Source organism: Desulfovibrio sp. ZJ369 (assembly GCF_011039085.1).
Lineage (GTDB): Bacteria > Desulfobacterota > Desulfovibrionia > Desulfovibrionales > Desulfovibrionaceae > Desulfovibrio.
The window spans coordinates 118,633-139,414 of sequence record NZ_JAAKEI010000003.1; the positions used below are offsets into that span (position 1 = coordinate 118,633).

Consider the following 20,782-nt stretch of genomic DNA (forward strand, 5'->3'; position numbering starts at 1 on the left):
GAAAAGGGGAGGTTGCCCTCCCCTTTTCTCAGTTGTTGTTACTTGGGCATGGCGGCCAGCACCTTTTCCGGCCGGGCGGGCAAATGCTTGACCCGCGCGCCGCAGGCGTTGGCAATGGCGTTGATGATCGCCGCATGGGGCGCGGAAAGGGGCATTTCGCCCACGCCCGATGCGCCGAAGGGGCCATCCGGCCGCGGGCTTTCCACATAGATGATTTCCATTTCATCGGGAATCATCCTGATGTCGGGTATGCCCGCGCCCGCGATGGTGCTGTGCTTTTTAATGTCCTCATAGTCCTCGCTCAGGGCCAGGCCCACGCCTTGAGCCATACCGCCGTAGATCTGGCCGTCAGTGACCAATCTGTTGCAGATGGAGCCGATGTCGGCCACGCAGGTCAGCTTTTCCACCTGGGTTTTGCCGGTATCCACGTCCACGGCCACTTCGGCCAGGAACAGGCCGTACATATAGCAGCAGAAGGGGTTGCCCTGACCGTTGGCGTCGCAATCCTTGGCCGGGGCGCTCCATTTGCCCGGCTGGCGCACGTCGCGGCCCTCCGCCTTCATGCCCGCGTAATCCAGAAAGCCGCCCGCGGGCTTGCGCATGGCTTCGATCAGCGTTTCGCAGGCCACGCGAATGGCATTGCCCACAACCACCTGGGAGCGCGAACCGCCGGCCGGGCCGGAGTTGGGCGCCTTGCTGGTGTCGTTGAGGACCAGACGGATTTTCTCCGCCGGAATCCCCAACGGCCGCAGAGCCGCATGCGCGGTGCCCAGCGTGCCGGAATCCGCGCCCTGGCCGTGATCTTCCCAGCATGCGCCGATGGTCACGCCGCCGTCCTCATTGAGCTCGGCCCAGGCTTCGGCCGTGTCCGGGCCGTCCAGGCCGGAACCATAGACGCCCAGAGACACGCCCACCCCGCGCTTGATCCTGCCCTCGGAATTGGCCTTGGCCTTTTCCAGGGCGGCCTTGTAACGGGGCCGCATCAGCTCGAACATTTCCGGCAGGCTGTACACTTCCGGCTCCTGGCCGGTGGGCGTGGTGTCGCCTTTGCGGTAGCAGTTGAGGGCGCGCAGTTCCAACGGGTCCATATGCAGCTTTTCGGCCAGCATGTCCATGAGCACTTCCGAAGGGAATTCGCTCTCCGGCGCGCCGTAGCCGCGGAAAGCCGCGCCCCAGCAGTGGTTGGTGCAGACCGTGCGCCCCTTGCCGCGGATATTGGGGATGCCGTAGCCCGCGCCGATATACTGGGCGCCGCGCAGGGTGAGCAGATCCCCGAATTCGGAATACGGGCCATGATCCACGGACCAGTCGGTTTCCATGGCCAGCAATTTGCCGTTTTTGTCCGCCGCGTACCGCACTGTGGTCCAGAAGGGCGAGCGCTTGCCCGTATATTGCTGCTGCTGCTCATAGTTGTAGCGCAAATGGCAGGGACGGCCCGTGGCCAGCACGGCCACGCCCAGCAAGGCCTCCATGGTGGGGCTGAATTTATAGCCGAACGTGCCGCCCGTGGTGTTCTGGACCATAATCATATCGTTGGCGAAATCCAGGCCCAGGCCCGGCGCGATCATCAGGCCGTGCAGATGCAGGCCGATGGACTTGGAATGGATGACCAGCTTGCCGTCCTCATTCAGATAGGCATAGCCCACGTCCGGCTCAATGGGCAGATGAGGCTGGCGCTGGGTGTAGAAGCTGTCTTCCACAACCACGTTGTTGGGGTCCTCGAAGAAGGGGCGGGTATCCTGGCCTTTTTCAATGTTCTGATCATAATAGACATTGGGCGTGCCGGGGTGAATCTCAATGGCGTCCGGAGCCATGGCTTCGGGCGCGCTCATGTATTCGGGCAGCAGCTCCAGATCGAACTTGACTTTTTCCGCCGCCGCGCGGGCGTTGCATTCACTGTCGGCGCAGACAATGGCCAGAGCGTCCCCGTACTGAAAGACTTTTTCGTCATTAAGGATGGGCCGGTCCCAGCCGTCCCCCTTGTTGGTGGGGAAGGTGATCAGGCCGGTGATCCGGTTCTTGCCCTTGACGTCCTTGTGCGTCAGCACCTTGTAGACGCCGGGCATTTTTTCGGCTTCCGAAGTGTCGATGCCCTTGATCAGGGCATGGGACACTTTGGCCTGAGCCAAGGCCAGATGCAGGGTCTCAGGCGGCAGACGGTACGCGGCGTCGGCCCCGAATTCCGCAACGCCCGTAACCTTGGCCAGCGCGCTGGGCCGCGGCAGGCGCGTGCCCCAGATATGGCCGTCAGCCGGCATCTGGAACTCGATCTCTTCGGGCTTTTTCTCGCCGCGCATGACCGCGGCCGCGTCCATGACGGCGTTGACCAGGGGCTGGTAGCCGGTGCAGCGGCAGATATTATGATGTTTCTGGAACCAGTCGCGCACGTCCTCCCGGCTCGGATTGGGGTTCACGTCCAGCAGGCCCTTGGCCGAAACAATGAATCCCGGCGTGCAGAAGCCGCACTGCGCTGCGCCGTGATATATCCAGGCCTTTTGCAGGGGGTGCAGGCAGGTGGGCGTGCCGATGCCCTCCAATGTGGTGATGGAGGCATTTTCCGGCACGCGGCGCATTTTGACGATGCAGGAGCGCACTACCTTGCCGTCCAGAATAACCGAACATGCGCCGCACTGGCCCTGACCGCAGCCCACCTTGACGCTGGTGATCTGCAACTGCCCGCGCAGCACATCGGCCAGCATGTCTTCGGAGTTGACCAGCAGCCGTCTGGGAATGCCGTTAACCACAAGCGTTTTTGTTTCCATGCGCGACTCCTTAAAGTAAGAGGCTGACCGCACGTTGGCGGCGCAGCCCGTTTCGGATGCTCATTTGCCGAAAGGGCAGATCGGATAGCGGCACTGCGGGCAAGCGGCGCAAAAACCGCCGTGGCCGAGCGCGACCACGTCTTCGGCCGTAACTGTGAGCCCGGCCAGCAGGCGCGGGACCAGCAGGTCGAAAATACTTGCCTTGTGGTACATGACGCAGCCGGGCAGGCCCAGCACCGGCGCCTGCCCCTGGGGACCGTCCATATAGGCCAGCAAAAACATGGCTCCGGGGTAAACCGGCGCGCCGTAGCTGATTATCCGCGCGCCTGCCGCCCGGATGGCGGCCGGGGTTCGATCGTCCGGGTCCACCGACATGCCGCCGGTGACCACCACCATGTCCGCGCCCTGCGCAATGAAATCCCTGATGGCTGTGGCCGTCATGGCCACCTCGTCGCTGGTCAGGGTCTGGCCCAGGACCGTGCTGCCCAGCTCGGCGAATTTTTTGCGCAGCACCGGGCCGAAAGCGTCCTGAATCCGACCGGAAAAAACTTCGCTGCCTGTCGTCACGATGCCCACCTGCAGTTTCCGCAGGGGCAACACTTCAATGATCGGCCTGGTGATCAGTGCCTCCACAGCCTGCAGTTTTTCTTCATCGATCAGTAAAGGCACAACGCGGGTTCCGGCCACGGCCCGGCCCTTATCCACCCGCTGCAAGGTATGCAGGCTGGCCAGAGTTATCTCCCCAAGGCTGTTGAGCCGGGTGAGCATGGGCACGTCCACCCGCAACAGCCCCGCGCAGGCGGCGGAAAAATCGATCCGGCCTTCTCTGGGCTCGCCTATTGCGATATTGCGGCCGGCAGCTACCGCGGCTATGCGGGCCGCCGCCTCATTTTCATGCACAAGGCCCGGCTGGGGCTCGAAGACGTACAGATGCTCCTTGCCCACATCCAGCAGCACAGGAATATCCTCCTGACGCACCACATGCCCCTTGCGGAACACCGGCCCCTTGGAGTCGCCCGGCACGATGCGGGTAATATCATGGCAGAGCACGCTCCCCACGGCCTCGCGCACGTTGATGGTTTTCATGGCGGCGTTTTTCGACATGACCCTACCCCATTCTTTCTGGCATATGCTTATTTTTACTTTAGCAGTGTTTCAATAAAAGGGCAAAACAAAAGTTAGGTTATGCAGAATCGTGGTAATCACAACATATTGGTTTATAAAAATTTTACCTCGTTTTTTCTCGATTTGGGGAAAAAACGCGACTGCCTTGCATACAGAGGCGCAGTCTTTGCTGCGCAGGGCCCAACCCGTGGACGACCGGATCACGCGGCATTTGACAGCGGCCCTTTTCTCTGCAAGATGAAGCAAACGCCGCCCTGCTTTTTCAGGACGGGACGAACACGGTTACCTTGCCAAACGCCGGAGGGCTTGTCATGAGCGTATCCTTTCGCCCCTTGCCTTTGCTGAGCCTGCCCCTGGTTGTGCTGCTGCACGGCTGCGGACTGTTTGGCGATGCGCCGCCCCTGCCGCCGCAAACGCCGCCCGGCCCGGTGGAGGCCTATATGATTTCAGCCAATCCCGGCGACTCCACGACCATTGACGATCCGAATTTCGGCAAGAATGTGCGGGTAACTCTGGAGAACGGCTTCACCTCGGCCAAGGGCGAGGAGTGCAAACGGGCCAGCGTGCTTTCCGGCCAAAAAGAAGCCGAAGTCGTGGTGATCTGCCGCAACAGCGAGGGAGAATGGCGGATGGCGCCGCGGGTGTGGGGCCACGGCATAGGCCACTAAGGCGGCAGGGATCTCACGGCGCGGGCCATGCCCTTGCTTCTGCCGTCCCCATGCGTGATTTCGCCCCCCCTGAAGCCCGGCGTAACGGGCGCAGTATGAATCGCAAGACCTTACCCTGCATAACAAACTTGCAGCATTGCCGGAAACAAAAAAATTTCACATGTCGGACGTCATTCTCCGGACTCGCCCGCATGGTATTCTTCATCACAAGCCTGTAACCGCCCAATGCACATCATGCTCAAATCACTTTGCCTTTCTCTTGTCCTGGCCTGCCTGGCGCTCAGCGTGGTAAGTCACGCCGCGGACGCGCCCAAGCCCTATGGAGCCAACCTTTTTCAGGGGAATTTCTCCCAAAGCGGGGAAGGCGCGGCAGTCGCGCCCGGCGACCGGGTAGTCTTGCGGCTCTGGGGCGGTGGCCTCACTGTGGACGATACCTTTATTGTGGATGCCGGCGGGCGCATCGAGCTGCCGGGTGTGGGGCCTCTGGCTGTGGCGGGCATTGCCCACGACAAGTTGGCAGAGGATTTGCGAAGCAAGCTGGCAGCCAGCGGGCACGGCGAAACTCAAATATATGTGGCCCCGCTGGACGCGCGGCCCGTATCGGTTTTTGTAACCGGCGGCGTGGTCAGGCCCGGTCGCTACGCTGTTTCGCCGGGCGATCCGGTTCTCAGCCTTCTGGACAAGGCCGGAGGCATTGACCCCCGGCGCGGCAGCTACCGTTCCATCCGCCTGCTGCGCAACGGCGCGCTTGTCGGCAATCTGGATCTTTATCCCTTTGTGCGTGGGGGTGAGTTGCCAAACCTGCGCCTGCAGGACGGCGATACTCTTGTGGTGGGCAGCAAGGGGCCTGCGGTCACGGCCACGGGCGCGGTGCGCAATGAGGCGCGCTTTGAATTTTTGAAGGGGCAGGCCACAGGCGCAGCGCTCATGGAACTGGCCGGGCCAGAGAGCCGGGCTTCGCACATCTCCCTTACCGGAACGCGCAACGGCGCGCCCTACAGCACCTATCTGCCTCTCAAGGAATTGGCGCATCTGCGTCTGGAAGACGGCGACCGCGTGCAGTTCATGGCCGACGCCACAGGAAATACGATTATGATCGAGGTCCAGGGCGCTGTGCGCGGCTCCTCGCGCTTCCCGGTGCGCCGGGGGGCGCGCCTCAGGGATGTGCAGGACTTCATTGCTGTGGAGCCGGGGCGGGCCAATCTCAAGGCTCTGTACATCAAACGCAAAAGCGTGGCGGCCCGGCAAAAGAAAGCCATTGCCGACTCTCTGCGCCGTCTGGAGGAAACCGCGCTTACCGCGTCCTCGTCCAGCACCGAGGAATCCCAGATCCGCGCCAAGGAAGCGGAAATGGTGGCCAAATTCGTGGAGCGGGCCAAAAGCGTGGAGCCGGAGGGAGTCGTCGTGCTTGACGACGGCTCAAACAATGCGGATCTGACGCTGGAGGACGGCGACGTTATCGTGATCCCGGCCAAAAGCGACGTTGTTCTGGTCAGCGGCGAGGTGATGGTGCCGCAGGCCATGCTCTGGAGCGAGGAAAAGGATTTGGACGATTATGTCAGGGGGGCCGGGGGCTACGGCAACAGGGCTGACCGCGACAATGTGCTGATTATGCATTCGAACGGCGCAGTTTCCAGAAACAGTGGAAAAATCAGCGCCGGCGATCAGATTCTGGTGCTGCCCAAAGTGGAATCCAAGAGTATGCAGGCAGTCAAGGACATTTCCCAGGTGCTTATGCAGGTGGCGGTATCCACCGGCGCGGTGCTCGGTCTGCCTTTCCTGCAGTAAGGCCGGCTTGCGCAGGCAGAGCCCCACGCCAGCAGCTCAAGCGCGCCGGGCCCAGCAGTGGCTGCCGGCGCTTGGGCCAAGGAGAAGGCAGCCGCGGGCGAGATGAAAGCCCGGCGTACGCCGAGGCAATTTTGTGCATCTTTTGCCGGTTCCATTTCCGCACGCGACTTTTCTTGCCAGAGGCTGATGTTGCAGCCTATACTATGCGCAGTGCAGACCGTTTCTTTGTCGGACGGCTCGCGCATCATTCTCTCAAGGAGTTCGTATATGCTGCATTTCAGACTTGATAAAAATCTGTGCGTTTCCTGCGGGTCTTGTGCCAGGGATTGTCTGCCGCAAGTTATTGAGATGGTGGATCAATACCCTGTGATCCGCAAGGAAGAGCAATGCATACGCTGCCTGCACTGTCTGGCGGTCTGTCCCACAGGCGCTATTTCCATTCTGAACCATACGCCTGCCCAAAGCCGTTCCCTGAAAGGCAATTACCCGACGCCGGAGCAGTTGGAAACATTACTGAAAGGGCGCCGCTCCGTCCGACAGTACAGGAAAAGAAATGTCGACCCCGCTTTGCTCAAAAAAATTTTGGACGCCGCCTCCCACGCGCCCACAGGGGGCAACTCGCGCAAGCTCTGGATAACGGTTATTGACGACATCAAAGTCATGAACGCCTTTCGCGAAGACGTTTACCGGCGACTGGCGGAAGTGACGGCGCAGAATCTCATGCCGGAAAATCCGCGGCAAAAATTTTTCAGCACAGCCTCGGAACTTTGGCAAAAGGAACAAAAGGACAGCATCTTTCGCCATGCGCCGCACTGCATTCTGGTTTCCAACGCCAAGGATGCCACCTGCGTGGAACAAGATCCTCTGATCTATCTCTCCTCTTTTGAATTGCTGGCACAGACACAGGGGCTCGGCACGCTCTGGTGTGGCCTGCTGTACTGGTGCTTGCGGCTTGTGCTGCCGGAGTTTCTGCCGCGCCTGGGCATACCGGAAACACATACCCTGGGCTATGCCATGCTTTTCGGTTACCCGGCTGTCAGCTATCATCGGACAGTAGAGCACGGCCCGGCTCAAGTCCATCGTATTACCTGGCCCACAACCTGACAAGGCTTCGCCCTGTATATTCCCATGTTAGAGCGTTTTGCTAATGAAATTAGCTAAACCGCTCTAACGATGCGAGCCGGCGAGGGATTCCAGGCTGCTGTCCGCGGCTTTGGCAATAGCATCCGCCAGAGTCAGAAAAGCCGTTTTGGCAGGGCCGTCAGTCTCGAGGTAGACCACGGGCACCCCGCGATCCGCAGCTACGACAGTGGCCGGATCCAAAGGCACGGCCCCCAGAAACGTGAGCCCATAGCGCTTTGCCAGCTCCTCGCCGCCGCCTTTTTTGAAGAGATCGATTTCCTGCCCGCAGTGCGGACAGACCAGGCCGCTCATATTCTCTACCACCCCCAGGACATTGGCGTTGGCATATTGCAGGAAATTCACCGCCTTGCGCACATCTGCCAGAGAAATCTCCTGCGGCGTGGTGACCACCACGCAGAGGGCGTCGGGAATGCTTTTCACCACGGTCATATGCTCGTCGCCGGTTCCAGGGGGCGAATCGATGAACAGAAAATCAAGTTCGCCCCAATTCACATCCGCCATAAACTGGCGGATGGCGGCGGTTTTTTTGGGTCCGCGCCAGAGTATGGCCTGATCCTTATCCTGCAGCAACGAGTCCATGGAAATGACGGACAAGTTTTCATTGTACGCCGCAGGCAACATTCGACGGCCGTCCTGGTCCAGTTCGACCGTGCCGGCAAGACCCAGCAGGTTGGGCACGCTGGGGCCGTGCATGTCCACGTCCAGCACGCCAACCTTGAAGCCGCGCCGGGCCAGGGCCGCGGCGGTATTGACCGTCACCGAGCTTTTACCCACGCCGCCCTTGCCGCTCATGACGAAAATCTTGTGGCGAATCTTGCCCAGAGTGGCGGCAATAAGCCGATCCTGCAGGGCCATGGGATCAGTGCAGTTGCCGTCGCCGCCGTTGCCCGGGGCGCTTTTGCAAGAGGCAGCGGAAGAACAGGAGGAACAGGAGGACATACGATCTCCTTGCTGGTATGAAAAAGTTTGCAGCCGCACGGCTTACCAGCCGTGATCGCCCACAAGGTCAACAAAAATGACGGAACCGAGATCCTCGCTGCGGACGTTCCCATGCTCTTTGCGCAGGCGCAGCAGTCGCTGCGTGCGCGGGCGCGTCCCCACGGGGATGAGCATAATGCCCCCCTCATCCAGTTGCTCCACAAGGGGACGGGGAATCTCAGGCCCGCCCGCAGTGACGATAATCCGCTCGAAAGGCGCGGCGTCAGGCATGCCCAGAGTTCCGTCGTGCCGTTGCATATGGATACCCCGAAGGCCGAGTTGCCGCAAGAGGGTCCGGGTGCTCTGATAGAGTTCCCGCAATCGCTCCACGGTAAAGACCGTGCAGCCCAGAGTGGCCAGCACGGCCGCCTGATAGCCCGAACCGGTGCCGATTTCCAGCACGCGCATGCCCCGCCTGACTTCAAGCAGTTCCGTCATCAGGGCGACTATATACGGTTGCGAGATGGTCTGGCCGTGGCCGATGGGCAAAGGGGTGTCTTCATACGCCTGAGCCCGCAGAGCCTCCTGCACGAAGAGGTGCCGGGGCACGGCCGCCATGGCCGAGAGTACCGCGGGGTTGCTGATGCCCCTGGCCTCAAGTTGCTCGCGCACCATGCGGCGGCGCAGCCTTTTGGGGTCCACCTGAAAAGTCTGCGGGGCCAGGGCGGCGTGAGTATATACGTTACCGTTCTGCATGCTGTGGAACAGAAAACAGATTTTGATCGCCAAGTCAATGCGCCGGAATCGGCCTTGCCGCTTTCGTCAAGAAAATATCAAGACTTTTCCTTGAAAATTGCTTCTCTTTATGCAAACATTTTCGAGCCGGAGAACAAGGAGTCCTCAATGCGCAAAAAAAGTATGTTTTCCAGCTTGTTAGGTTTGCTGGTCATCGCTGCCCTGGTCGCGGGGGGATATACCTTTTTCAAGGATATGGACGGGCCGGCCGTGCAGGTTTCGCCCACTACCGGCAGAGTCTCCCCTGCCAGCGTCCTGCAGATCAGAATGAGCGATCCCTCCGGCATCCGCTCCCTTTCCGTTGGTATTCGGAAAAATAATGTGGTTAATGTGATTTTCAAGCGGCATTTTGATGAATATCTGCCCGATCGCGTGGTGGAGGTTCCGCTTAAAGACGCCAATCTGCGCGAAGGCGCGTTCGATCTGGAAGTGCGCGCCACGGACGGCTCTTTGGCAGGTTTCGGCCAGGGCAATACGCGCACGGTGCAGCTGCCCATGCGGCTGGATACCCAGCCCCCGCGCATTTCCGTCAAAACCCTGCCGCCCTATGTGCGTCGGGGCGGCTCCGCCGTCATCCGTTATGCCATTGACGAGGACGTCAGCACTTCCGGCGTGCTTGTGGCCGGCTACTTTGTGCCCGGTTTTCTGCAAAAAGACGGCAGCTACCTTTGCTTTTTCCCCTTTCCCTATACCATGACGGCCAAGGACTTCAAAAACGCGGTGGAAATCACTGCTGCGGATCTGGCCGGGAACGTGACCAAAAGCCGTTTGACGGTCATGGCCTATGAGCGCAACTTCAAAAGCGACAACCTGGAGCTGAGTGACGCCTTTCTCCAGACTGTGGAGAACAAGCTGCGTGCTCTTGCTCCCCATGCGGCAAATCCTCTGGAATGCTATTTATACATTAACAATCAGGTGCGCGCGGGCAATGCGCAGCGTTTGCGCGAAATAGGCCAGGATACGGCCGCAGCCATGCTCTGGGACGGCGTGTTCCAGCGTTTGCCCCGCTCCGCCGCGCGGGCGGGCTTTGCGGATCACCGCTTCTTTCACTATCAGGGCAAGCTCGTGGGCGAATCCTTCCATCTGGGCTTTGACCTGGCTTCGGTACGCAATGCGGAAGTCCCTGCCGCCAACAGCGGCCGGGTTGTTTTCGTGGGCGACCTGGGCATTTACGGCAATCTGATTGTCATCGATCATGGCCTGGGGCTTATGTCGCTCTACTCCCATTTGAGCGAGCAACTGGTCAACCCCGGCGACGTGGTCAAAAAAAGGCAGATCATCGCGCGCACAGGCAGTACCGGACTGGCCTTTGGCGATCATCTGCATTTCGGCATGCTTGTGGGCGGCATTGAGGTGACGCCCCTGGAATGGATCGATGCCAAATGGATTCGCGACAATATCACGGGCAGGCTTGACGCGTCTGCCAATTAGAGCGGTTTAGCTAATTTCAAAAGCAAAATGCTCTACTCGCGCGGCGGCAACTCCCGGCCGCCCTCTTCCAGGCGTTGTAAAAATTTGTCGCGGCAGTCATAGCTGCAAAAGCGATAGGTTTTGTCGCCGTCACGCACGGAAATATTGCCGTCCACCGAGACATAAGCGCCGCATTCGGGATCTTTCACCATTTCGCCGGCTGCTACTTTCCGCTCCAGATCCGCCGCGCTCTCTTCTTTATTGGCTTGTTTTTTTTTGAGAATGTCATTGGCAAAAAGTCGGTAGAGCACATAAATCGCCAGGAGTAAAATAAGCCATTTCCACATGTTCTGCTCCTTTGGCCGTTGCGGCCCCAGGCCGTCAACAAAGACAACGATCCCGCCAGGCGCCGTTTTCCGGCTGCCGTTTCACTGGCTTGGCATCAGACCAACCCTGAATGTAGCATGAAGGGCTTGCGGCGTCACTGAAAAATTCTGCGGCCTTCCAGCCGATAGGTCAGGCGCGCCAGCCAGCTTGCTGCGGGAAGGCCGTCAATACGGATCTGCGGAGCAATATCCAGCAAGGGCACAAGAACAAAGGCGCGTTGGGTAAGGCGCGGGTGCGGCAGCACGCAACGCGGATCGGCATGGCGTTCCCCGCCATAGAGCAGCAGATCCGCGTCAATGACGCGCGGGCCGTAGCGCATGGCCGGGTCAGGGCTGCGCACGCGCCCCATCTCCGTTTCCAGCCGGAGCAGGGACGCGAGCAGGCTTTGGGGCCGCCAGCATGCCTCGGGCACGATCTCCACAACCTGATTCAAAAACCAGGGCTGATCGGCAAAGCCCTGGGGCTCAGTGCTGTATACAGGCGAAGCCGCAGTGAGGCGCAACCTAGGCAGCCCGGCAATGCGACGGCGCGCCTTGTTCAGCATGGTTTCGGCGTCCGGGCTGTTGGAACCGAGCCCCACATAGGCTTTCACGTTTTGTTCCATGTTCACGCCGACTCCGGCAAAGTACTACGGCTACAGACGGCAAGGCGGGGGCCGGGGCTGTTTTTATTGAGGATTGTACGCATTGTTTGAGCATAGCCTATCGTCGGGCTGCTGAAAAGTTTCTTTTTCTTGCGGATCTTGCCGTTGCCTGCCTCGCAAAAGGCTTGCCCGCTCACGCCAAGGCGGCTAGCATACAGGAATGATGCAAATCAAACCCGGATCCACTCCACTTGCCGGACTGCTCGCGCCCTGGAAAGATTACCTGCTGGCGCAGCGGGGGCTTTCACCCCGCAGCGTTGCATCCTATGGGCAGGATCTGGAAAGTTTTTTTTTGTTTCAGGAAGAATTGGCGCAAGGCGGATCCGCCTCCGGCGTTCTGAACGAGCAGGAAATATTTCTTTATCTTGCCTGGTCGCGGGCCAGACGCAACAGCGGGCGCACTCTGGCCCGGCGGCTTTCCGCGTTGAGGGCTTTTTTCAGCTTTGCCGTGGAGGAAGGGGCGCTGCGCGCGAATCCAGCGCTTTTGCTGGAAAATCCCAAGCTGCCGCACTATTTGCCGGAAGTGCTCAGCCGGGAAGAAATGGAACGCCTCCTGGCCCTGCCCGATATGAACGACAAAAGCGGCCGTCGTGATCGTTGCATGCTGGAATTGCTTTACGCGGCCGGGCTGCGGGTTTCCGAGCTTTGCAATCTGTGCGTCAGGGATCTTGATTTGCAGCGGGGCCTCGTGCGTGTTTTCGGGAAGGGCGCAAAGGAACGTCTGGTGCCTTTGCACGACATGATCCAAAAATTGCTTGCCGACTATCTGCGCCACTGGCGCCCGGCCTTCTCGCCCGGCGGCGAACAGCTTTTCGTCAACCGCTCCGGCCGCGCTCTCAGCCGCCAGTATGTCTGGAAGATGGTAAAAAAGTACGCGCTCGCGGCCGGCATCCGGCGGCCCATCTCGCCGCATACGTTCAGGCATTCCTTTGCCACGCATCTTCTGGAAGGCGGCGCCGACCTGCGTGCCGTGCAATTGCTGCTCGGCCATGCCGACATCAGCGCAACGGAAATCTATACGCATGTTCAGGCCGAACGCCTGCGCGGCGTGCATCGCCAGTTTCACCCCCGGAGCCGGGTATGAACGCCGCCGGGTCTACCCTGATCACCTGCCACGCCAATGCGGATTTTGACGCCTTTGCCGCCATGCTTGCGGCCAGGCATCTTTACGCTCCCTGCGTTCTGCTCTTTCCCGGCAGTCAGGAACGCGGCCTGCAGAAAGTCTATGCCAACCTGGACAAGTCAGCCTATAATCTTGTCGAAGCCGGGGATCTGCACTGGGAGGATTTTGATTGTCTGGTCCTGGTTGATACACGTCAGCGCACCCGTGTGCGTCATGCGGCTCCCTTGCTGGATCGACCCGACGTGCGCGTGGAAATATGGGATCATCACCCGGACTCGCCCGACGACATTCAGGCCGCTGAAATCCATCTGGCCGAGGTGGGGGCCGTGACCAGCTTATTGGTGCTGAGCCTCCAGGCGCGTGGCATCCGCCTCAACGCCGAGGAGCCCACCCTGCTTGGTCTCGGCATCTACGGCGATACAGGGTCTTTTACCTATTCCTCCACCACGGCGACGGACTTTCAGGCCGCGGCCTGGCTGCTCAGGCAGGGCATGGACGTCAACCGGATCAACGATCTGGCCGCGCAAGAGCTGACCAGCTTGCACATCCAGGCTCTGAACAGCCTGCTGGAGTCGTCGCGCGCCTATGCCGTCAACAATACGCAGGTGGTTCTGGCCGAAGCTTCCATGGAGCATTACCTGGGTGATTTCGCCTACCTCGCGCACCGGCTCATGGAGATGGAAAAGTTCCCGGTGCTGTTCGCCATCGGGATTATGGAAGATCGCATTCAAGTCGTGGCGCGCAGCCGCAGCAACGCCATAAACGTGGGCGAAATCTGCGCCGAGCTGGGCGGCGGCGGCCATGCCTACGCCGCTTCGGCTTCCGTCCGATCCATGACGATCAGCGAGGTGCGCGAGGTTATTGTGCGCCGCCTGTATGATCAGGCCTCCCCCGGCAAAACCGCGCGCGAGTATATGTCCACACCCGCCGTGGGCATAGAGTCGACAGCCAGCATACATGAAGCGGACGAGCTTATGCTCCATTTCGGGCTGAAGGCCGTGCCTGTCTTCAAGGCCGGAAGCCGCGCCTGCGCGGGGCTTTTGGATGCCCAGACGGCTTCCCGGGCTGCCGCGCACGGCCTGAGGGAATCGCCGGTTGACGACTATATGCAGCGCAGCGTCCTCACCTTGCCGCCTGAAGCAAGCCTGAAGGAGCTTACCGACGTGATTGTGGGCTCGCGTCAACGACTGGTGCCCATTGTGGAAAAGGAAAAGGTCGTGGGCGTGGTGACGCGCACGGACCTGATTAATGTTTTTGCCGATGAACCCGGCTTGCTGGCGGATCGGGCCAGACTGGGAGCCAGGGAGCGAAACATCAGCAAATTCATCCAGGATCGCCTCCCTTCAGAAATCCGCCAGATGCTGCATCTGGCCGGAAGGCTGGGCAAAGAGCTGGCTTTGCCGGTCTATGCCGTGGGCGGATTCGTGCGCGATCTTCTTTTGAACAAGCCCAACCAGGACATTGATCTGGTAGTGGAGGGCAATGGCATGGCCCTGGCCCGGGCTCTGGCCCGGGAGCTCAACGGCCGAATACGCGAACACCCGAAATTTCTGACGTCAGTGGTGATTTATCATGACGCCAGGGGGGAGGAATGTCGCATTGACGTTGCCACGGCCCGGCTGGAGTATTATGAATATCCTGCCGCTTTGCCCACGGTGGAGCTTTCATCCATCAAAATGGATCTTTTCCGGCGTGATTTTACCATCAATGCCCTTGCCGTGCGCCTGGACAGCACGCCTTTCGGCCTGCTGGTGGATTTTTTCAGCGGGCAGCGAGACATAAAAGACAAGGCTATCAGAGTCCTGCATACGTTGAGCTTTGTGGAAGATCCGACGCGCTGCCTCAGGGCCGTCCGCTTTGAGCAGCGGTATAAGTTCAGGATCGGAGCGGGCACGGAAAAGCTCATCAGGAACGTGCTCTCGCTCAAGCTCATGGATCGCCTTTCGCGGCCGCGCCTGTTTAACGAATACCGCCATATCTGCGAGGAAGCCGATCCCGTGGCCTGCTTCTCGCGCCTGGATGATTTGGGCATTCTCCAGGCCATCGCGCCCCAACTTGCCCTTACCCCCAACAAAAAAAACCTGCTCCGGCGTCTTATGGAAATGCTCGCCTGGTACCGGCTGCTCTATTTTGACGAAAGAGCGCACGCCTGGCTGGTCTATTTTTACGGCCTCAACCTGCGCCTGAACTATGCGGAGACCTCAGCCAATTTTGACCGCCTGGGGCTGCCGGAGATAAAAAAGGCCGAAATCCTGGGGCAGCGTGAGCGAATGCGCGCCATCCGCCCCAAACTGACGGATTGGCAAAGCAAGGATGACGTGGGCGTCGCCAAGGTCAGCGCGTTGTGCGAGTTGCTGCGCCCCATCTCTCTGGAGTGTCTGCTGTACTGCATGGCCGACGCCACCGATCAGGGACTGCAAAAAAATCTTTCCCGCTATATTACGCAATGGCGCAGGGAAAAAGCCGACATCAACGGCGCGGATCTGCTTCGCCTCGGCCTTGAGCCGGGCCCGCTGGTCGGCCGCATCCTGAAAGCCGCTCTCACTGCCAAGCTGGACGGCAAAGCCGTTACCGCGGAAAGCCAGCTCAAGCTGGCCCGCAAGCTGATTCGCGAATTTTCCTGAGCAGGCTCCGGCCGTGCGCCCTGCCGTGTCCGAGTGTCGGGAGAAATCTGAGCGCCTGGCCCTGTATACGGGACGCGCGCGCATTTGCCGTAACCGCCCGGATTTTGCCGCCCTCGCCCGGTACTTCTGCCGAGGGCAGACCAGATGCCGCCCCGGCGACAGGATTTTGCGCCACATTCCAATCATTGCTTGCTCCCAGGCAAGAATCCGTGTAGACTAAAGAGGTTATGAAACAGCTTTGGGCGCCTTGGCGCATTGAATATATCCTTGGGGCCAAACCTGACACTTGTGTCTTTTGCCTGCCCGAGAGCACCGAAGAAGACGAGGAACGCCTCGTCCTCTATCGCGGAGCGCGGGCATTTGTGATCATGAACAAGTTCCCCTATAATAACGGGCACATCATGGTCTGCCCCTTCAGGCATGTGATGGCTCTGGCGGATCTTGACAGCACTGAAACCCACGAAATAATGGATTTGCTCCAGCGCTGTACGCTTATTCTGAAAGAGCACTTCCACTGTGAAGGCATCAATATCGGCCTCAATCAGGGGCAGGCTGCCGGCGCGGGGATTCGTGAGCATTTGCATTTTCATCTTGTGCCGCGATGGAACGGCGACTCTTCGTTCATGGCTGTTTTTGACGAAGTGCGCACCATGCCGGAGCATCTCCGCCGGACATACGCGGCATTAAAGCCCCGCTTCAAGTAAGCGGAGGCGCATGGAACGAATCAGGCGTTTCCTTTGACAAGGCTGGGGATTACGGCGGCATCGCCGCCTCTCATCCGCAATGGCTGATCGTTACTGTACGGACGCGGCATGGTTCTCAGGAACGCCTCGCAAGTGTTTTCAGAAAGCTTGTAGCCCGAGGAGTTTTTTATGCGTTATCTTAAGGTGCTGTTGCTCATCATCCTGCTCTTTCTGGTCCTGGTTTTCTTTTTCCAGAATCAGGGCGCGCTTTCTCAGGACATGGTGCTCACGCTCAACCTTTTCTTTATTCCGCCCATGTCTTCCATACCGCTGCCCTTCTATTTCCTGATAATTGCCGCATTTTTTGTGGGCGCGCTGCTTTCGCTTTGTTTTCTTGTCTGGGATAAAGTCAACCTTTCAGCCCGGCTTATGAAGAGTAAATGGCGCGTCAGCAGCCTTGAGCGCGAGGTGGAAAAGTTGCACAAAAATCTGGGCAAGGAAGCTTCCCGCAGCGCATTTTTGCGTAAAACGCAAATCCGTCCGGCAGAAGCTGCCGCGACGGAAAACGTGGCCATCAGGCAGCCTGAAACGCCTTCTGTTTCCAGGCCAGAGGATGTGCTGGCCCCGGATCCCGACAAGGCCTGATCCGCGCGTAGTTCCAGTTTTCCATCGGTGCGCCGCTCGTCTGTATTTGGTTACGGAAGAGCGAGAATAGATTATTGTGTATTTCTGACGAGCGCTCTCACCTTTAGCGCACCGGAATGTCATGCCTGAAACTTCCGCCAAGCTGACGCCCATGTTTGAGCAGTATATGCGCATCAAGGCTGATTACCCTGATGCGCTGCTCTTTTACCGGATGGGCGATTTTTACGAGCTTTTTTTCGACGATGCCGTAACCGCCGCGCGCGAATTGCAGATCGCTCTCACCAGCCGCAGCAAGGACTCCCAAAACCCCGTGCCCATGTGCGGCGTCCCCTGGCACGCAGTGCAAGGTTATGTGGCCCAGCTCATTGACAGGGGCTTTCATGTGGCCATCTGCGACCAGACGGAAGACCCCAAAGCCGCCAAAGGTCTGGTCAAGCGCGCCGTCACTTGCGTGATTACGCCGGGGACGGTGCTGGAAGACGCCAACCTGAGCACCAAAAGCCATAATTATCTTGGCGCGCTCTGCTATAATTCGGCCCAGGGCCGAGGCGGCTTTGCCTGGGCTGATATTTCAACGGGGCAATGGTCCGGCGTGGAATTCAAACGTCAGACCGAGCTCTGGCAATGGGCGCAGAAACTGGCCCCGCGCGAGCTCCTGATCCCCGAAGGTTTGGATCTGCCGCCGCGCTGCCTGCTTGAGGGCGTGCGGCTTGTGCACATGTCAGCCGCTCATTTTGATCTCAAACGCGCCACAGAACGCGTGCTCCGCGCCCAGGGCGTGCGCGAGGCAGGAGCCCTTGGCCTGAAGGGCAAATCCGAATTAATGCGCGCGTGCGGCGCACTTCTGGTCTATCTGGATCAGACCCAGAAGCGCAACCCGGATCACCTCATGCCTTTCAGGCCGCTGGATCTGAGCCGCCGTTTGCTGATCGACGAGGTGACCGAACGGAACCTTGAGATCTTCACCCGGCTTAACGGGCGCAAGGGCAAGGGCACCTTGCGGCATGTCCTGGATGATACGATGACGCCCATGGGCGGCCGCTTTCTGGAAGACATGCTCCGCCATCCCTGGCGGGAAGCCGCGCCCATTGAGCGCATTCAGGAATGCGTGGCCTTTTTCCATGACGACGACAATCGACGCGCCGCCCTGCGGGAGGCCCTCCGGGGCGTGTACGATTTGGAGCGCCTTTCCACGAGAATCAGTCTCAATCGCGCCACGCCGCGCGATTTTATCGCTCTGCGCAACAGTCTGGGAGCCTTGCCCAAAGTCCATGACGCCTTGCTCAAAAGCACGGATTCAAGCTATCCCACGGAAGCTCAGGCGTTGGGCCATGAACTGCCGCAAAGCCTCTACCAGATCGTCAAGACCTGGGATCACCTTGAGGATTGCGCCACCTTGCTGAGCAACGCCCTGGTTGACAGCCCGCCCGCGGTTATCACCGACGGAGGGTTGTTTAAAAGCGGCTATCATGCCGATCTGGACAAGCTTCTGGATCTTGTGGAGCATGGCGAACAAAAACTTCAGGCTCTGCTTGAAGAAGAACAAAAAAGAACCGGCATAGCCAAGTTGAAACTGGGCTATAACCGCGTCTTTGGCTATTATTATGAAGTGACGCGCGCCGCGTATTCCGGGCCGCTGCCCGAGCATTTCATCCGTCGGCAGACGCTGGCCAATGCCGAGCGCTTTACAACCACCGCCTTAAAAGATCTGGAGGAAGAACTGCTTTCCGCCTCGGATCGGCGCAAAAGCCTTGAATACAGGCTTTTTCAGGATTTGCGCGAGCATATGGCCAAACAGCGCGAACGTATCGTGCATATGGCGGATCTGGTGGCTCAGCTCGACTACTGGCAAAGCCTTGCCGAAGTGGGCCGCCGGAACAACTGGTGCAGGCCGCAGCTCACGGACAATGCGGATCTGGACATCCGGGAGGGACGCCATCCGGTTGTGGAAGCCATGCTCGGCAGCGCCAACTTTGTGCCCAACAGTTTCCGCCTGGATCACAAGCGCCGCCTCTGCCTGCTCACCGGCCCCAATATGGCCGGCAAATCCACGGTGCTGCGCCAGGTGGCGATCATTTGCCTGCTGGCCCAGGCGGGTTCCATGGTTCCGGCCGCCGAAGCCAGGCTGGGCCTGGTGGATCGCTTGTTCTCCCGCGTGGGGGCCTCGGATAACCTGGCTCAGGGGCAAAGCACCTTCATGGTTGAGATGATGGAAACCGCGCGCATTCTCCGCCAGGCCACACGGCGCAGCCTGGTGATTCTGGATGAGATTGGGCGCGGCACAAGCACCTATGACGGTGTGGCCCTGGCCTGGGCCGTGGTGGAGGATCTGGCGCAACGGGCGGGCGGCGAGCTGCGCACCCTCTTTGCCACCCATTATCACGAGCTGACGGCCCTGGAAGGCCGGATACCCGGCGTTTTCACCATGAATATCGCCATCCGGGAATATAACAACGATATTTTGTTCCTGCACAAACTGGTGCCGGGCCCTTCGGACCGCAGCTACGGGGTGGAAGTGGCGCGGCTGGCCGGCGTGCCCGTGCCCGTGGTGCAGCGGGCCAGAGCCATTCTGGCCGGGCTGGAGCGGGGCCGCGACGGCGCGCGCAAGGCTGTGGCCGTGGCCTCAATGCCCTTGCCGGGCCTGACGTTGCCGGATGCCGGGCACACAGCGGCCAGGCGTGCGGACCTGCCGGAAACAGCGGCCGCGCCGCCTGCGGCGGAACATCCGCTCGTGCGGATGCTGCGCGAACTCTCACCCGAAACGTTAAGCCCCCTGGACGCGCTCAAGTTGCTGATCGAATGGAAGAGCCTCTGGGCTTCCAAGCCGGAAGCGGCGTCGGCCGTCCCGCAAGAGGCTGAAGAAGCATGAGCGACGCCAACCCCTGGTCCGTGATTCAGCTCATTGCGGAAAAACGCATTGAAGAAGCGCAGTCCAGGGGTGAATTTGAAAATCTTCCGGGCCAGGGTCGCCCTCTGCATCTGGAAGATATGAGCCATGTGCCGGAAGAGCTGCGCATGGCCTACACAATTTTGCGCAATGCAGGCTGCCTTCCGCCCGAATTGGCCGAGCGCCGCGAACTCAACCGGCTTGTGGATCTTCTGGAAGCATGCGAAAATGAACAGGAACGGGTGCGGCAGATGCAAAAGCTGCGCTATATGATTATGCAGGCGCAAATGCGTCACCAGCGCCCCATCCATGTGGAAGAAAACGACCCCTATTACGCGCGTTTGCTGGAGCGCATCGGCAGACTGAAAAAATAGCGCCATCCCGGAGAAGGCTTATGCCGGAGGCTGTTGAAAGTCGAGCCGTGAACCGGCGTCTTTGTGATTTTTTCCCGCCGCAACAGAAAGTGAGGCTGCTCGGCTGCGGCACAGTGGGCTTGCTCACGGAAAACAGCCGCTGAAACGTTCGCTCCGGCGCGTAACGGCGCAAGTGCATTGCGCCTGCGCCTCTCTCTGCTGTCGTCATCCGTAAGGTGGACAGCCGCCAACGGCTGACGCTCGCGGGTGGGCATGGCTTCGCCCTGCCAGAGCGTCTAGAGCATTTTCTCTTTGAAAATGCTCTAGAGCAATTTGACTTTTATTTTATTTAGAAATCGTTTAGATTGCAGAGATGAAATTTGCATCTGAAGAAATCCGAACCAAGGCTGTTCATGCGTATCTTGATGGAAAAGCAACAGCCAGGCAATTGGCAAATATTTTAGGTTATACCCCGGCTACCATCTGCAATTGGGTCAGAGCTTACCGTGAAAACCAACGATTATCAGCCAAACCCAATGGCCATCGCCCAAGTTGTTTCTCATGCGAGGAGATTCGGGAATTGCAAGCCCTTCTTGATAAAAATGTTGATATGACGCTTCAGGAAATTAAAGAGCATTTTAATAAATCATGTTGCCTGGCTGCCATCCACCGTCTGCTTGTTAAACTTGGCTACAAATATAAAAAAAAACTCTCAAGGCCAGCGAACAAGAACGCGAAGATGTAAGAAGGAAACGTGAGGAATGGAAACTGTTCCAGCAAAAAGCTTCATGTAATAGATTGATATTTATTGATGAAACCGGTGCCAAA

At 59.2% G+C, this 20,782-nt stretch carries 17 protein-coding genes; 11 read left to right on the plus strand and 6 right to left on the minus strand.

Going from position 1 to position 20,782, the window contains the following annotated elements:
* Nucleotides 1-38: 38 nt before the first annotated feature.
* Both G7Y51_RS01880 and G7Y51_RS01885 read right to left on the minus strand, forming a co-directional pair.
* Nucleotides 39-2,762 carry a molybdopterin-dependent aldehyde oxidoreductase gene (locus G7Y51_RS01880; RefSeq protein ID WP_165174721.1) on the minus strand — a complete coding sequence of 908 codons (2,724 nt, stop codon included), beginning with the start codon at nt 2,760-2,762 and terminating at the stop codon, nt 39-41.
* Nucleotides 2,763-2,822: 60 nt separating this feature from the next.
* Nucleotides 2,823-3,848 (minus strand): molybdopterin-binding protein, encoded by a 1,026-nt coding sequence (locus G7Y51_RS01885; RefSeq protein WP_206214226.1) that lies wholly within the window; start codon nt 3,846-3,848, stop codon nt 2,823-2,825.
* 350 nt (nt 3,849-4,198) lie between these two features.
* Here G7Y51_RS01885 and G7Y51_RS01890 point away from each other — a divergent pair, with 350 nt between their 5' ends.
* The 3 genes from G7Y51_RS01890 to G7Y51_RS01900 all read left to right on the plus strand — a co-directional run bounded on the left by G7Y51_RS01890 (nt 4,199) and on the right by G7Y51_RS01900 (nt 7,447).
* Nucleotides 4,199-4,555 (plus strand): DVU3141 family protein, encoded by a 357-nt coding sequence (locus G7Y51_RS01890; protein ID WP_165174723.1) that lies wholly within the window; start codon nt 4,199-4,201, stop codon nt 4,553-4,555.
* A gap of 234 nt (nt 4,556-4,789) precedes the next feature.
* Complete coding sequence (locus G7Y51_RS01895; RefSeq protein WP_165174724.1) at nt 4,790-6,343, plus strand: polysaccharide biosynthesis/export family protein; 1,554 nt, start codon at nt 4,790-4,792, stop codon at nt 6,341-6,343.
* A gap of 267 nt (nt 6,344-6,610) precedes the next feature.
* Nucleotides 6,611-7,447, plus strand: coding sequence for a nitroreductase family protein (locus G7Y51_RS01900; protein ID WP_165174725.1), 837 nt, complete (start codon nt 6,611-6,613; stop codon nt 7,445-7,447).
* A gap of 63 nt (nt 7,448-7,510) precedes the next feature.
* Here the strand turns inward: G7Y51_RS01900 and G7Y51_RS01905 are convergent, their stop codons facing one another.
* Together G7Y51_RS01905 and G7Y51_RS01910 are read right to left on the minus strand one after the other, a co-directional pair.
* On the minus strand, nt 7,511-8,425 hold the full coding sequence (locus tag G7Y51_RS01905) for an Mrp/NBP35 family ATP-binding protein (RefSeq protein ID WP_165174726.1): 915 nt from the start codon (nt 8,423-8,425) through the stop codon (nt 7,511-7,513).
* A 42-nt stretch (nt 8,426-8,467) separates the two neighbouring features.
* Entirely contained in the window at nt 8,468-9,079 is a 612-nt protein-coding gene (locus G7Y51_RS01910; RefSeq protein WP_165174745.1) for a protein-L-isoaspartate(D-aspartate) O-methyltransferase, read from the minus strand.
* Nucleotides 9,080-9,307: 228 nt separating this feature from the next.
* Between G7Y51_RS01910 and G7Y51_RS01915 the strand changes: the two genes are divergently transcribed.
* On the plus strand, nt 9,308-10,630 hold the full coding sequence (locus G7Y51_RS01915; RefSeq protein ID WP_165174727.1) for a M23 family metallopeptidase: 1,323 nt from the start codon (nt 9,308-9,310) through the stop codon (nt 10,628-10,630).
* Between the two features lie 32 nt (nt 10,631-10,662).
* On the opposite strand, the gene G7Y51_RS01920 is transcribed toward G7Y51_RS01915, so the two are convergent.
* Together G7Y51_RS01920 and folK are read right to left on the minus strand one after the other, a co-directional pair.
* A complete protein-coding gene (locus G7Y51_RS01920) occupies nt 10,663-10,956 on the minus strand; it encodes a transcriptional regulator (RefSeq protein ID WP_165065736.1) in 294 nt (97 codons plus the stop codon).
* Between the two features lie 134 nt (nt 10,957-11,090).
* The gene (gene folK / locus G7Y51_RS01925; RefSeq protein ID WP_165174746.1) at nt 11,091-11,600 is read right to left on the minus strand and encodes a 2-amino-4-hydroxy-6-hydroxymethyldihydropteridine diphosphokinase; all 510 of its coding nucleotides are present in this window, start codon (nt 11,598-11,600) and stop codon (nt 11,091-11,093) included.
* A gap of 199 nt (nt 11,601-11,799) precedes the next feature.
* On the opposite strand from folK, the gene xerD reads away from it, so the two are divergent.
* The 7 genes from xerD (at nt 11,800) to G7Y51_RS01960 (ending at nt 20,699) form a co-directional block, all read left to right on the plus strand.
* The gene (xerD, locus tag G7Y51_RS01930; RefSeq protein WP_165174728.1) at nt 11,800-12,723 is read left to right on the plus strand and encodes a site-specific tyrosine recombinase XerD; all 924 of its coding nucleotides are present in this window, start codon (nt 11,800-11,802) and stop codon (nt 12,721-12,723) included.
* The gene (locus G7Y51_RS01935) at nt 12,720-15,386 is read left to right on the plus strand and encodes a CBS domain-containing protein (RefSeq protein WP_165174729.1); all 2,667 of its coding nucleotides are present in this window, start codon (nt 12,720-12,722) and stop codon (nt 15,384-15,386) included. Before xerD ends, G7Y51_RS01935 begins: the two co-directional genes overlap by 4 nt.
* 227 nt (nt 15,387-15,613) lie before the next feature.
* Nucleotides 15,614-16,090 (plus strand): HIT domain-containing protein, encoded by a 477-nt coding sequence (locus tag G7Y51_RS01940; RefSeq protein ID WP_165174730.1) that lies wholly within the window; start codon nt 15,614-15,616, stop codon nt 16,088-16,090.
* 168 nt (nt 16,091-16,258) lie between these two features.
* Nucleotides 16,259-16,714 (plus strand): LapA family protein, encoded by a 456-nt coding sequence (locus G7Y51_RS01945; protein ID WP_165174731.1) that lies wholly within the window; start codon nt 16,259-16,261, stop codon nt 16,712-16,714.
* 121 nt (nt 16,715-16,835) lie between these two features.
* Entirely contained in the window at nt 16,836-19,583 is a 2,748-nt protein-coding gene (gene mutS / locus G7Y51_RS01950) for a DNA mismatch repair protein MutS (protein WP_165174732.1), read from the plus strand.
* Nucleotides 19,580-19,975: a DnaJ family domain-containing protein gene (locus tag G7Y51_RS01955; RefSeq protein ID WP_165065718.1), complete on the plus strand. Its 396-nt coding sequence runs from the start codon at nt 19,580-19,582 to the stop codon at nt 19,973-19,975. Before mutS ends, G7Y51_RS01955 begins: the two co-directional genes overlap by 4 nt.
* 352 nt (nt 19,976-20,327) lie before the next feature.
* Nucleotides 20,328-20,699 (plus strand): transposase, encoded by a 372-nt coding sequence (locus G7Y51_RS01960; RefSeq protein WP_165174733.1) that lies wholly within the window; start codon nt 20,328-20,330, stop codon nt 20,697-20,699.
* The last annotated feature ends 83 nt before the right edge of the window (nt 20,700-20,782 follow it).

Coding starts and splice junctions, on each gene's coding strand:
- G7Y51_RS01880 (WP_165174721.1), bottom strand. CDS start 2,762: ATGGAAACAAAAACGCTTGTGGTTAACGGCATTCCCAGACGGCTGCTG.
- G7Y51_RS01885 (WP_206214226.1), bottom strand. CDS start 3,848: ATGAAAACCATCAACGTGCGCGAGGCCGTGGGGAGCGTGCTCTGCCAT.
- G7Y51_RS01890 (WP_165174723.1), top strand. CDS start 4,199: ATGAGCGTATCCTTTCGCCCCTTGCCTTTGCTGAGCCTGCCCCTGGTT.
- G7Y51_RS01895 (WP_165174724.1), top strand. CDS start 4,790: ATGCTCAAATCACTTTGCCTTTCTCTTGTCCTGGCCTGCCTGGCGCTC.
- G7Y51_RS01900 (WP_165174725.1), top strand. CDS start 6,611: ATGCTGCATTTCAGACTTGATAAAAATCTGTGCGTTTCCTGCGGGTCT.
- G7Y51_RS01905 (WP_165174726.1), bottom strand. CDS start 8,425: ATGTCCTCCTGTTCCTCCTGTTCTTCCGCTGCCTCTTGCAAAAGCGCC.
- G7Y51_RS01910 (WP_165174745.1), bottom strand. CDS start 9,079: ATGGTGCGCGAGCAACTTGAGGCCAGGGGCATCAGCAACCCCGCGGTA.
- G7Y51_RS01915 (WP_165174727.1), top strand. CDS start 9,308: ATGCGCAAAAAAAGTATGTTTTCCAGCTTGTTAGGTTTGCTGGTCATC.
- G7Y51_RS01920 (WP_165065736.1), bottom strand. CDS start 10,956: ATGTGGAAATGGCTTATTTTACTCCTGGCGATTTATGTGCTCTACCGA.
- folK (WP_165174746.1), bottom strand. CDS start 11,600: ATGGAACAAAACGTGAAAGCCTATGTGGGGCTCGGTTCCAACAGCCCG.
- xerD (WP_165174728.1), top strand. CDS start 11,800: ATGATGCAAATCAAACCCGGATCCACTCCACTTGCCGGACTGCTCGCG.
- G7Y51_RS01935 (WP_165174729.1), top strand. CDS start 12,720: ATGAACGCCGCCGGGTCTACCCTGATCACCTGCCACGCCAATGCGGAT.
- G7Y51_RS01940 (WP_165174730.1), top strand. CDS start 15,614: ATGAAACAGCTTTGGGCGCCTTGGCGCATTGAATATATCCTTGGGGCC.
- G7Y51_RS01945 (WP_165174731.1), top strand. CDS start 16,259: ATGCGTTATCTTAAGGTGCTGTTGCTCATCATCCTGCTCTTTCTGGTC.
- mutS (WP_165174732.1), top strand. CDS start 16,836: ATGCCTGAAACTTCCGCCAAGCTGACGCCCATGTTTGAGCAGTATATG.
- G7Y51_RS01955 (WP_165065718.1), top strand. CDS start 19,580: ATGAGCGACGCCAACCCCTGGTCCGTGATTCAGCTCATTGCGGAAAAA.
- G7Y51_RS01960 (WP_165174733.1), top strand. CDS start 20,328: ATGAAATTTGCATCTGAAGAAATCCGAACCAAGGCTGTTCATGCGTAT.